The sequence below is a fragment of the Pseudomonas sp. TJI-51 genome (assembly GCF_000190455.2).
Taxonomy (GTDB): Bacteria; Pseudomonadota; Gammaproteobacteria; order Pseudomonadales; family Pseudomonadaceae; genus Aquipseudomonas; species Aquipseudomonas juntendi.
Genome location: NZ_AEWE02000014.1, coordinates 228,637 through 240,918 on the forward strand (window position 1 = coordinate 228,637; position 12,282 = coordinate 240,918).

Consider the following 12,282-nt stretch of genomic DNA (forward strand, 5'->3'; position numbering starts at 1 on the left):
AGTAGTGGCCCTATCGCCGGCTCGCCGGCGTCAGGGGCATCAACCAACACTCACGGCCCCACCCCTTCAACGATGATCACCTCGGCCTTCGCTACCCCTTGGCGATGGCTGCACGCCTCCTGGTACAGCTCAGACCGGTAACACGCCACCGCCTGCGCGTAGGAATCGAATTCGATCACCACGCTACGCTGAGGTGTGGGCCGCCCTTCCAGCGCCTCGCTGCGCCCGCCACGGGCCAGAAAGCGGCCACCGAACGCCTGGAAGGCAGCCGGGGCGCGTTGGGTGTATTGCTGGTACTGCTCGGGGTTGGTCACGTCCACATGGGCGATCCAATAGGCCTTCATGCACTTTCTCCTGATTCGTCGATATTTGTGTATGATGGTATACCATAAAAATGACACCACCACAGCGAGCGTGCAACATGGCTTTCAACACCATCGAGGAACTTCTCGAGGACTACCGGCAAGGCAAGATGGTCCTGCTGGTGGATGACGAGGATCGCGAAAACGAAGGCGACCTGCTGATCGCCGCCGAGCGTTGCGACGCCCAGGCCATCAACTTCATGGCCCGCGAAGCGCGGGGCCTGATCTGCCTGACCCTGACCGACGATCACTGCCAACGCCTGGGGCTGGAGCAGATGGTACCGGCCAACGGCAGTGTGTTCAGCACCGCGTTCACCGTGTCGATCGAGGCTGCCACGGGCGTCACTACGGGCATCTCTGCCGCCGACCGGGCACGTACCGTGGCCGCCGCCATGGCCCCCACGGCCCGCCCCGAAGACCTGGTCCAACCCGGCCATATATTCCCCCTGCGTGCCCGCGAAGGCGGCGTGCTGACCCGCGCCGGCCACACCGAAGCGGGTTGCGACCTTGCGCGCCTGGCCGGCTTCAGCCCGGCCTCGGTGATCGTCGAAGTGCTCAACGACGACGGCACCATGGCGCGTCGCCCGGACCTAGAGGTGTTCGCTGCACGGCATGGCATCAAGATCGGTACCATCGCCGACCTGATCCACTACCGCCTGAGCACCGAGCAGACCATCAAGCGCATCGGCGAACGTGAGCTGCCGACCGTGCATGGCACCTTCCGCCTGGTCACCTATGAAGACCGCATCGAAGGTGGCGTGCACATGGCCATGGTAATGGGCGACATCCGCCGCGAGCAGCCAACCCTGGTCAGGGTGCATGTGATCGACCCCCTGCGCGACCTGGTTGGTGCCGAGTACGCCGGCCCCGCCAACTGGACCCGGTGGGCGGCACTGCAGAAGGTGGCCGAGGAAGGCAGCGGCGTGGTGGTGGTCCTGGCCAACCATGAATCCTCGCAGGCATTGCTGGAGCGGGTACCACAGCTGACCCAACCGGTGCGGCCTTACCAGCGCGGGCAGTCCAAGGTGTACTCGGAAGTGGGCACCGGAGCACAGATTCTGCAGGACCTGGGGGTGGGCAAGCTGCGCCACCTGGGGCCGCCGCTGAAATATGCGGGGCTGGCGGGTTATGAGCTGGAGGTGGTGCAGAGCATTCCCTTTGAGCCAGGCCTGGTGGGCTGACGCAGTGCCTTTTAGGCGCGGCCTTGCGTCGCGCCTACAGAGGTTCGCGCAAGCATGCAGAGGACAGAGTGATGGCCGGTCGCCTCATACCTCTTGCCAAAAGTTTGGAATACCATAATATGATATCCCGTAGACCTTAAATCTGCTGGCCGGCATCCACAACGCCAGATGGCCATCGACACTTTGTTTTAGCTGCTCCCCGAACACTATTGGCGGGCGCACCACAAGCCCAGCCTCGAATAACAAAAGCAACGAGGGCGTAACCATGCTGTTGAGCAAACGTGTAACCGCAGTGCTGTCTGCCAGCCTGCTGACCCTGGCATGTCAGGCCGCCCAAGCCGCCGACAGCCTCAACTTCGTCAGCTGGGGCGGGACCACCCAGGACGCCCAGAAAGAAGCGTGGGCCGTTCCCTTCACCAAAGCGACCGACATCAAGGTAGTCCAGGACGGACCGACCGACTATGGCAAGCTCAAGGCCATGGTCGAGAGCGGTAACGTGCAATGGGACGTGGTCGACGTGGAAGCCGACTTTGCCCTGCGCGCCGCCAGCGAAGGCTTGCTCGAACCCCTCGATTTCACCCAGATCAAGCGCGACAAGATCGACCCACGCTTTGTGTCCGACCACGGTGTCGGCTCGTTCTTCTTCTCCTTCGTGCTCGGTTACAACGAAGGCAAGCTCGGTGCCAACAAGCCAGTCGACTGGGCCGCGCTGTTCGACACCAAGACCTACCCTGGCAAACGCGCCTTGTACAAATGGCCCAGCCCAGGCGTGCTGGAACTGGCCCTGCTGGCCGACGGTGTAGCCCCCGACAAGCTCTACCCGCTGGACCTGGACCGCGCCTTCAAGAAGCTCGACACCATCAAGAAAGACATCGTCTGGTGGGGCGGTGGCGCTCAGTCGCAGCAATTGCTGGCCTCTGGTGAAGCTGCGCTGGGCCAGTTCTGGAACGGCCGCGTCTACGCCCTGCAGCAAGACGGTGCCCCGGTGGGTGTGAGCTGGAAGCAGAACCTGGTCATGGCCGATTTCCTGGTCATCCCCAAGGGCGCCAAGAACAAGGACGCGGCCATGAAGTTCCTGGCCAACGCCAGCAGCGCCGAAGGCCAGGCCGAGTTCGCCAACAAGACCGCCTACGCGCCGGTCAACGTCGACAGCGTGGCCAAGCTGGACAAGGACCTTGCACCCAACCTGCCTACCGCCCATGCCCAGGACCAGGTCACCCTCGACTTCGCCTACTGGGCCAAGAACGGCCAGGCCATCGCCGCGCGCTGGAATGAGTGGTTGGTCAAATGAAAGTCGCCATCAACGCCCTGCATAACGCGCAAGGTGCCCCCACGGGGGCCGGCGCTCCGGGCACCGTACCGCGGCGCGTGGGCCTGAGCCAGCGCTGGAAAGGCAGCCGCAACCTGCTGCCGGCCTTGCTGTTCCTGGGTCTGTTCTTCTTCGCCCCGCTGATCGGCCTGTTGCTGCGCGGGGTACTGGAGCCAACGCCCGGGCTGGGCAACTACGAGCAGCTGTTCGCCAACTCGGCTTACGCACGGGTGCTGTTCAACACCTTCTCGGTGGCCGGTGTGGTCACCCTGATCAGCGTGCTGCTGGGCTTCCCGCTGGCGTGGGCCATCACCCTGGTGCCCAAAGGCTGGGGCCGCTGGCTGCTGAACATCGTGCTGCTGTCGATGTGGACCAGCCTGCTGGCACGCACCTACTCGTGGCTGGTGCTGCTGCAGAGTTCGGGGGTAATCAACAAGGCGTTGATGGCCATGGGCATCATCGATGCCCCGCTGGAGATGGTGCATAACCTGACCGGTGTAGTGATCGGCATGAGCTACATCATGATCCCGTTCATCGTGCTGCCGCTGCAGGCGACCATGCACGCCATCGACCCGATGGTGCTGCAGGCAGGCTCGATCTGTGGCGCCAGCCCGTGGACCAACTTCTGGAAGGTGTTCCTGCCACTGTGCCGCTCGGGGCTGTTTTCCGGGGCGCTGATGGTGTTCGTGATGTCGCTCGGTTACTACGTCACCCCGGCACTGCTGGGCGGGGCGCAGAACATGATGCTGCCGGAATTCATCATCCAGCAGGTGCAGTCGTTCCTCAACTGGGGCCTGGCCAGCGCCGCCGCCGCACTGCTGGTGTTGATCACCCTGGTGCTCTTCTACCTGTACCTGAAGCTGCAGCCGGAGTCCCCGGTTGGCAACCCGAGGTAAACCGCCATGCTCCTTTCACCCAATGCCATGGGCCGCCCGCTGCGCACAGGCCTGTACCTGACCACCGGGGTGATCGCAGCCTTCCTGCTGCTGCCGGTAGTGTTCATCGTGTTGCTGTCGTTCGGGTCGTCGCAGTGGCTGGTCTTCCCGCCGCCCGGCTGGACCCTCAAGTGGTACGGCCAGTTCTTTTCCAACCCCGAGTGGATGGAGGCTGCACTGGCCAGCTTCAAGGTGGCCGTGCTGACCACCGTTGCGGCGGTGCTGCTGGGGTTACCCAGCGCGTTCGCCCTGGTGCGTGGCCGCTTCCCGGGCCGTGAACTGCTGTACGGGCTGTTCACCATGCCAATGATCGTGCCGCTGGTGATCATTGCGGTGGCGGTGTACGCGCTGTTCCTCAAGCTGGGCTATACCGGCACGCTGTTCGCGTTCGTGGTCAGCCATGTGATCGTCGCCCTGCCCTTCACCATCATTTCGATCATCAACTCGCTGAAGCTGTTCGACCAGTCGATCGAGGATGCCGCCGTGATCTGCGGCGCGTCGCGCCTGCAGGCAATCTTCAAGGTCACCTTCCCGGCCATTCGCCCGGGGATGATTGCCGGGGGCCTGTTCGCCTTCCTGGTGTCCTGGGATGAAGTGGTACTGAGCGTGATGATGGCCAGCCCCGACCTGCAGACCTTGCCAGTGAAGATGTGGACCACCCTGCGCCAGGACCTGAGCCCGGTGATCGCCGTGGCCTCGACCTTGCTGATCGGCCTTTCGCTGCTGGTCATGTTCATTGCCGCCGCCTTGCGCCGGCGCACCGAAAACGCCTGAGCGCGGAGATAACAACAATGAGTGCAGTGATCAAAGACAACGCGCACGGCAAGACCCTGGTCAGCCTGCGTGGCCTGAACAAGCACTACGGCGACTTCACCGCCGTGGACAACCTCGACCTGGAGATCCAGGACGGCGAGTTTCTGACCTTTCTCGGCTCCAGCGGCTCGGGCAAGTCCACCACCCTGTCGATGCTGGCCGGTTTCGAAACGCCGAGCAGCGGCGAGATCCTGGTCGACGGCCAGTCGCTGGTCAACGTGCCGCCGCACAAGCGTGATATCGGCATGGTGTTCCAGCGTTACTCGTTGTTCCCGCACCTGAACGTGCGCGACAACATCGCCTTTCCGCTGGCCATTCGCAAACTCAATGCGGGCGAAACCAGCAAGCGCGTCGATGCCATGCTCAAGCTGGTGCAACTGGAACAGTTCGCCCACCGCAAGCCGTCGCAGATGTCCGGCGGCCAGCAGCAACGTGTGGCGATTGCCCGCGCGCTGGTGTACGAGCCACGCATTCTGCTGATGGACGAGCCGCTCGGGGCCTTGGACAAGAAGCTGCGTGAAGACCTGCAGGACGAGCTGCGTCAGCTGCACCGCCGCCTCGGCATCACCATTGTCTACGTGACCCACGACCAGGAAGAGGCCATGCGCCTGTCGCAGCGCATTGCCATTTTCAGCCACGGCAAGATCGTTGGCCTGGGCACCGGCTACGACCTGTACCAGAACCCGCCGAATGCGTTTGTGGCATCGTTCCTGGGCAACTCCAACTTCCTGCGGATCAAGGCCAGCAGTAACGGCGCAGCCAGCTTCGAAGGCCAGCCGGTGGCCATCCGCCTGACCCCGGGGCTGGCAGCCTCGCAGGATGCGCTGATCATGGTCCGCCCGGAAAAAGCCCTGGCCCTGACTGCCGAGCAAGCCGCGCGCCAGCCGCTGCCGGCAGGCTGGAACGAGGTCAGCGCCAAGGTTGGCGAGGTACTGTTCCTGGGGGAAAGCCAAACCTGCCATGTGGTAACTGCTGGTGGTACCGAACTGACGGTCAAGGCACTGTCTGCAGCGGGTATGCCGATGCAGCCAGGGGATAGCGTGAAGGTGCGCTGGGCAGTGGCAGATGCCTGCATCTACACCGAATGGGCCGAGAGCGACCTGAGCAAATCGGCCGGCGCGCATTGAGACCGCCAGGGCCGCCTTGCGGCCCATCGCCGGCAAGCGGGCTCCCACAGGGATCGCATCAGGGCTGACAGGCGCTGAAGATGCTGCGGCTACCTTTGCCAGAAACCATAGAATCTCCCACAACGTACAGCACAGGTCTTGAGAACATTGCTATCGGTGTGGGAGCCGGCTTGCCGGCGATGGGCTGCACAGCAGCCTCGACAGCCTCAAGCCCATTGACTGTCACATTATCATCACGCCCCTGTCGTAATCTGCCGGCCAACTCTATGCCACAGGGCCACCCGGCATGCCACGCCTGCTTGTGCTACTGCTCACCGTGCTACCGCTGGCCACCGTGGCCGAACCGGTTAATTTGCGTGTGCAAGGCTCCAATACCATCGGCGCAGCCCTGCTGCCGGCGCTGGTGGAGGGCCAGCTCCGTGCGCAGCAAGCCAGCGCGATCCAACGGCAAGCCGGCAAGCTGCCCAACGAAACCGTGATCACGGCCCGCGACACGCAGGGCCAACCGGTACGCATCGACATCGCTGCCCACGGTTCCAGCACCGGCTTCACCGCCCTGGTTGAGGGCGAGGCCGACCTGGCCGCCGCCTCACGGCCGATCAACGACAACGAAGTACTCCAGTTGCGAGCGTTGGGCGACCTGCGTGCTGCCGCTTCCGAGCAAGTCATTGCCCTGGATGGCGTGGCGGTCATTGTCCACCCCGACAACCCGCTGCCGCAGCTCAGCACAGGGCAACTGGCGCAAGTTTTCTCTGGTCAGATCCAGCGTTGGGAAGAATTGGGCATTTCCGGCGGGGCCATTCACCTGTACGCCCGTGACGACCGCTCCGGCACCTTTGAAACCTTCAAGGCACTGGTACTGGCGCCACAGCACGCGGCACTGTCAGCCCAGGCCCGGCGCTTCGAATCCAGTGACGAACTGGCCGCAGGGGTGAGCACCGACCGCCAGGCCATTGGCTTCAGTAGCCTGGCCGCCATTCACGGGGCCAAGGTGCTGGCGGTGGCTGAAGGGGACGCCCCGGCCATGCTGCCAGCGCGCGCCCTGGTGGCCAGCGAGGACTACCCCCTGTCACGGCGCTTGTACTTCTATCTGCCGGCCAACCCCAAACCACCCGCCAAAGCCCTCGCGGACTTCGCCCAAAGCCCGGCAGGCCAGGCCATCGTCGCCCAGCAAGGGTTCGTTTCGCAGCAGATACAGGCCCTGCCAGTGCCACCACAGGCAGGCATGCCGCCGCGCTACCGCAACCTGGCCAAGCAGGCACAACGGCTGAGCGTGAACTTTCGCTTTCAGGCAGGCAGCGCCAACCTCGACAACAAGGCCCTGCGTGATGTGCGAAGGGTCGCCGATTACCTGCACCAGGCCGGCAAGCTACAAGGCAAGACAGTGCTGGTTGGCTTCGGCGACCCCAAGCTGACCCCAGGCCGCGCTGCGCTGCTGTCGCGCTTGCGGGCGCAGGCGGTGCGCCGCCAGTTGGCACGTAACGGCGTCGCAGTGCTGCAGGTGACCGGCATGGGCGCTGAATTGCCTGTGGCCGGCAACGAACGTGAACAAGGGCGGCTGCACAACCAGCGTGTGGAGGTGTGGGTGTACTGAGCAACAGGGTGATGCTGTTCACGGCCGTCTGGCAAACAAATGTAACAGCTCCGGATTCGGCAGCGCAGGCAAACAGGTCTAGCCTTAACCCTATGTGATACCGGGCCCCTCTGACGGCTGCCACGCCGTGATGTCGGATCACTGTTGCCACGCAACGTCGACATTCAAGGAGGGGCTCATGACAGCTCTACAGGCGTTTCTCACCACCCCGTTCCTCGGTACCAGCACCTGGTTGTGGCTGGTGTTCATGGCCATCGTCATCGGCCTGCTGGTACTCGACCTCGGCATACTGCACCGTCACGAACGTGAAATCGGCATGCGCGAGAGCCTGCTGTTGTACTCCGGCTACTTCAGCATCGGCGTGCTGTTCGGCGGTTGGGTCTGGTTCCAGCTAGGCGCGCAATCGGCGCTGGAGTTCTACACCGGCTTCCTGGTCGAGCAATCGCTGTCGATGGACAACGTGTTCGTCATGGCCATGATTTTCAGCTATTTCGCCATCCCCCGCCGTTACCAGCACCGCGTGCTGTTCTGGGGCATCCTCGGGGTGGTGATCCTGCGCGCGATCATGATCGGGGTGGGCGCAGCACTGGTGCAGAACTTCGCCTGGGTGCTGTACCTCTTCGGGGCCTTCCTGCTGTTCACCGGGGTGAAGATGGCGCTGGCCAAAGAAGACAGCCATCCAGACCTGGCCAACAACCCAATCCTCAAGTTCGTGCGCCGGCACCTGCGGGTGACCGACGAGATCCATGGCTCGCACTTCTTTGTCCGCCAGACACCCCCGGGGCAGAACAAGGCCCTGCGCCATGCAACGCCGCTGTTCCTGGCACTGGTGCTGATCGAGCTGGCCGACCTGGTGTTCGCAGTGGACAGCGTACCCGCGATCTTCGCCATCACCCAGGACCCGTTCATTGTCTACACCTCGAACATCTTTGCCATTCTTGGCCTGCGCTCGCTGTACTTTGCGTTGTCGGCGCTGATGCACCGGTTCGTATACCTCAAGTACGCACTGGCGCTGGTGTTGATCTTCATCGGCTGCAAGATCTTCTACCATGGCATGGTCGGCAAGGTGCCGGCGTTGCTGTCGTTGGGTGTGACGTTCGGGCTGTTGCTGGGTGGGGTGGTGATTTCGCTGCTCAAGACGCGGGGGCAGCAGCCGGCTGTGGTGGATCAGCCGCCGGCACACGGTACCCCCCAAGCCAATGCCGGCCACAAAGAGTAGGCCTGACGAGAATCAGCCTGCCTCACCGCCCGCTGCGCAACATCTCTGCCGGCACATACTTGCCAATCTCATACTTGCCGATCGCCGCCCGGTGCACTTCATCGGGCCCGTCGGCCAGGCGCAGGGTGCGTTGCATGGCGTACATGTACGCCAGCGGGAAATCGCCGCTCACCCCTGCCCCGCCATGCAGCTGGATCGCCCGGTCGATCACCTTCAGCGCCACGTTCGGCGCCACCACCTTGATCTGCGCGATCTCGCTGCGCGCGACCTTGTTGCCGACCGTGTCCATCATGTACGCCGCTTTGAGCGTGAGTAGCCGGGCCATGTCGATTTCCATGCGCGAATCGGCAATCTTGTCGACGTTGCCCCCCAGGCGTGCCAGAGGCTTGCCGAAGGCGGTGCGCGCAACCGAGCGCTTGCACATCAGCTCCAGCGCCCGTTCGGCCATGCCGACAGAACGCATGCAGTGGTGGATACGCCCAGGGCCCAGGCGCCCCTGGGCGATCTCGAAGCCGCGGCCCTCGCCGAGGATCACGTTTTCGTAAGGCACCCTTACGTTCTCGAACAGCACCTCGGCGTGGCCATGCGGGGCATCGTCGTAGCCGAATACCGGCAGCGGGCGAACAATCTTCACACCAGGCGTATCGGTTGGCACCAATACCATCGAGTGCTGCTGGTGACGCGGGCTTTCCGGATTGGAGAGGCCCATGAAGATCATCACCTTGCAGCGCGGGTCGCACGCACCAGACGTCCACCATTTGCGCCCGTTGATCACCCACTCGTCACCGTCACGCACCGCGGTCGCGACCATGTTGGTCGCGTCCGAGGAAGCCACATCCGGTTCGGTCATGGCGAAGGAGGAACGAATCTCGCCCCGCAGTAGCGGCTCCCGCCCCCGGCGGNNCGGCTCCAGCCACTGGCGTTTCTGCGCCTGGCTGCCGTAGCGCACCAGCACCTCCATGTTGCCGGTATCCGGGGCCGAACAGTTGAACGGCTCCGGGCCGAGCAGTGAGCGGCCCATGATTTCGGCCAGCGGCGCGTATTCCAGGTTGCTCAGGCCAGCGCCGTACTCCGACTCGGGCAGGAACAGGTTCCATAGCCCCTCGGCGCGGGCCTTGGCCTTGAGCTCTTCCATGATCGCGGTGGGCTGCCAGCGGTCACCCTCGGCGACCTGGCGGTCAAACACCGCCTCGGCGGGGTAGACATAAGCATCCATGAACGCGGTGACACGTTCGCGCAGTGCCTGGACCTTGGGCGAATAGGCGAAATCCATCGGGGTTACCTTCACGGTTCGAAGAACATGGCCAGAGCCTAGAGCAGCGCAACCCGATCCACCTAGTCTATTTTCCGCGTGTATGAACATTCATAACCGATATATGATCGGCAGATAACTCCAACAAAGAGCGGCGCCCATGAACCTCAGCAAGGTCGACCTCAACCTGTTCATCGTGTTCGATGCGATCTACACCGAAGCCAACCTCACCCGCGCCGGGCAGATCGTCGGCATCACCCAGCCGGCAGTGTCCAACGCCCTGTCGCGCCTGCGCGAAACCTTCAACGACCCGCTGTTCGTGCGCACTGCGCAAGGCATGGTGCCCACGCCCATGGCGCAGAACATCATCGGCCCGGTGCGCAACGCCCTGGCGCTGCTGCGCACGTCAGTACAGGAAAGCCGCATTTTCAACCCGCAACAGGCCAACAAAACCTTCCGTATCAGCATGACCGACCTGACCGAAGCGGTCATTCTGCCGCCCCTGTTCCAGCGGCTGCGCCGCCTGGCGCCTACGGTGCTGATCGAGAGTTTCCTGTGCAAGCGCCGTGAAACCACCAAGGAGCTGGCCGCCGGCCGCCTGGATTTTGCCATCGACGCACCGTTGAACACCGACCCCCAGGTCCGCCACGTGAAGTTGATGCAAGACCGCTACGTCTGTGCCCTGCGCCAGGGCCACCCGCTGGCGGACAGCAAACTGACCCTCGACAGCTACCTGGGCATGACCCATATCCACATTTCCAGCCGCCGCAACGGCCTGGGGTATGTCGACCTGGCCTTGGGCAAGATGGGCGTGCAACGCAAGGTCGCCCTGCGCTCGCAGCACTACCTGATGGCCTCGCAAGTGTTGCAGCAGACCGACATGGCAATGACCGTCCCGGAGCGTTTCGCTCGCCGTCATCAGTTGCGCTACCACCCGTTGCCGGTGGAGGTCCCGGCCCTGGAAACGCACCTGTACTGGCACGAAAGCACCGACCAGGACCCGGCCAACCGTTGGATGCGCGAGCAGATCACCGAGCTGTGCCAACGTGTGGTAGCCGACGAAGAAAAAGCGCTTGAACCTGCCTAAAATACGCGCTGAAACCGGTCGATGCGTATCACGGTGTGCTGTGCGAAAGAATGAATTGAGAAAAATATTCTCCAAAAAGGCAATCAAATAGAACAAGCATGCAAATACGCCACAAATAGCCCAGCGGGAAGCGAAAAGCATCTTTCGACCGCACGATAGGCTGATGCCAACGATCGCCGACCCCACGGCGACAGACATGGACATGCCCCGATGCCTAACGCCCCGCTGTACTTCGATTACGCCGCCACTACCCCGGTCGATGACCGGGTGGTCGAAACCATGCTCGCCTGCCTTGGCCGCCAGGCCAACTTCGGCAACCCGGCCTCCAGTGGCCATGCCTACGGCCAGGCCGCCCGCAGTGCGGTGGACCAGGCCCGCCAGCAAGTGGCCGAGCGCATTGGCGCCCCGGCGGAAGCGCTGGTATGGACCTCTGGTGCCACCGAGTCGAACAACCTTGCGCTCAAAGGCGTTGCCAACGGCATCGACCACCCCGGGCACCTGGTCACCAGCCTGCTGGAACACAAAGCCGTACTCGACACCGTGGCCGAACTGGAGCGCCAAGGCTGGGCGGTCACGCGCCTGGCACCTGATGCCCGTGGCCTGATCCAGCCCGCGGCGGTACAAGCCGCGTTGCGCGCCGATACCCGCCTGGTATCGCTGATGGCCGTCAACAATGAACTGGGCACGGTCACCGACGTTGCCGCCATTGGCGAGTGCGTTCGCGCGCATGGCGCCCTGTTGCACGTGGACGCCGCACAGGCAGTGGGCAAACTGGCGATCGACCTGCGCGCGATGGCTGTCGACCTGATGTCGTTCTCGGCGCACAAGGTCTATGGGCCCAAAGGCATCGGCGCCCTGTACGTCGGGCCTCGCGCGCGCCCGGTACTGCGCGCACAGATCCACGGCGGTGGCCATGAACAGGGCCTGCGTTCCGGGACCTTGGCCACCCACCAGATTGCCGGCATGGGCAGTGCGTTCGCCCTGGCCGGGCAGCCTGGCGACAGCGAGTACCTGCGCCTTGCGCAGCTGGCCACGCGGCTGCAGGAAGGCTTGCTGAAGTTGCCTGGGGTCAGCCTCAATGGCTGCGCCACGCAACGCATCCCGCACACCCTGAACCTGTGCATCGACAGCCCGGGCTTCAACAGTGCGGCGCTGGCCAGCGAACTGGCGTTGTCCACCACCTCGGCGTGCAACTCGGGCAGCAACATGGCGTCCCACGTGCTGCTGGCGCTGGGGCTGAATGAGCACCAGGCGCGCAACAGCGTGCGCCTTAGCATCGGCCGTTTCAGCACCGACGCCGAAGTCGACAAGGCGCTGGAGGTGTTTGCCAGGGTACTGGCTGCGGCGTCGGCAGCCTTGTGGTAACCCGCCTCTTGCGCGGGCCCTGTGGGAAATTCTATGGT

At 63.6% G+C, this 12,282-nt stretch carries 11 protein-coding genes; 9 read left to right on the forward strand and 2 right to left on the reverse strand.

The genetic code is table 11. The features are described from left to right. Positions 1–50: 50 nt before the first annotated feature. Positions 51–344, reverse strand: a complete 294-nt coding sequence (locus G1E_RS04455; RefSeq protein ID WP_009686438.1) for a DUF1330 domain-containing protein — start codon at positions 342–344, stop codon at positions 51–53. A gap of 77 nt (positions 345–421) precedes the next feature. Here G1E_RS04455 and ribBA point away from each other — a divergent pair, with 77 nt between their 5' ends. The 7 genes from ribBA to G1E_RS04490 all read left to right on the forward strand — a co-directional run bounded on the left by ribBA (position 422) and on the right by G1E_RS04490 (position 8,540). Next, entirely contained in the window at positions 422–1,543 is a 1,122-nt protein-coding gene (ribBA, locus tag G1E_RS04460; protein WP_009686437.1) for a bifunctional 3,4-dihydroxy-2-butanone-4-phosphate synthase/GTP cyclohydrolase II, read from the forward strand. Between the two features lie 265 nt (positions 1,544–1,808). Next, the gene (locus G1E_RS04465; protein ID WP_009686436.1) at positions 1,809–2,834 is read left to right on the forward strand and encodes an ABC transporter substrate-binding protein; all 1,026 of its coding nucleotides are present in this window, start codon (positions 1,809–1,811) and stop codon (positions 2,832–2,834) included. After that, positions 2,831–3,748, forward strand: a complete 918-nt coding sequence (locus G1E_RS04470) for an ABC transporter permease (protein ID WP_009686435.1) — start codon at positions 2,831–2,833, stop codon at positions 3,746–3,748. Before G1E_RS04465 ends, G1E_RS04470 begins: the two co-directional genes overlap by 4 nt. Before the next feature lie 6 nt (positions 3,749–3,754). Beyond that, positions 3,755–4,561, forward strand: a complete 807-nt coding sequence (locus tag G1E_RS04475; RefSeq protein ID WP_009686434.1) for an ABC transporter permease — start codon at positions 3,755–3,757, stop codon at positions 4,559–4,561. A gap of 17 nt (positions 4,562–4,578) precedes the next feature. After that, positions 4,579–5,727, forward strand: a complete 1,149-nt coding sequence (locus tag G1E_RS04480) for an ABC transporter ATP-binding protein (RefSeq protein ID WP_009686433.1) — start codon at positions 4,579–4,581, stop codon at positions 5,725–5,727. 286 nt (positions 5,728–6,013) lie between these two features. Further along, a complete protein-coding gene (locus G1E_RS04485; protein ID WP_009686432.1) occupies positions 6,014–7,321 on the forward strand; it encodes a substrate-binding domain-containing protein in 1,308 nt (435 codons plus the stop codon). Between the two features lie 178 nt (positions 7,322–7,499). Further along, a complete protein-coding gene (locus G1E_RS04490) occupies positions 7,500–8,540 on the forward strand; it encodes a TerC family protein (RefSeq protein ID WP_009686431.1) in 1,041 nt (346 codons plus the stop codon). 22 nt (positions 8,541–8,562) lie between these two features. Here the strand turns inward: G1E_RS04490 and G1E_RS04495 are convergent, their stop codons facing one another. After that, positions 8,563–9,813, reverse strand: coding sequence for an acyl-CoA dehydrogenase (locus tag G1E_RS04495; RefSeq protein WP_047149664.1), 1,251 nt, complete (start codon positions 9,811–9,813; stop codon positions 8,563–8,565). 139 nt (positions 9,814–9,952) lie between these two features. Between G1E_RS04495 and G1E_RS04500 the strand changes: the two genes are divergently transcribed. Both G1E_RS04500 and G1E_RS04505 read left to right on the forward strand, forming a co-directional pair. After that, positions 9,953–10,879 (forward strand): LysR family transcriptional regulator, encoded by a 927-nt coding sequence (locus tag G1E_RS04500; protein ID WP_009686428.1) that lies wholly within the window; start codon positions 9,953–9,955, stop codon positions 10,877–10,879. Between the two features lie 210 nt (positions 10,880–11,089). Then, positions 11,090–12,244, forward strand: coding sequence for a cysteine desulfurase family protein (locus tag G1E_RS04505; RefSeq protein WP_009686427.1), 1,155 nt, complete (start codon positions 11,090–11,092; stop codon positions 12,242–12,244). The last annotated feature ends 38 nt before the right edge of the window (positions 12,245–12,282 follow it).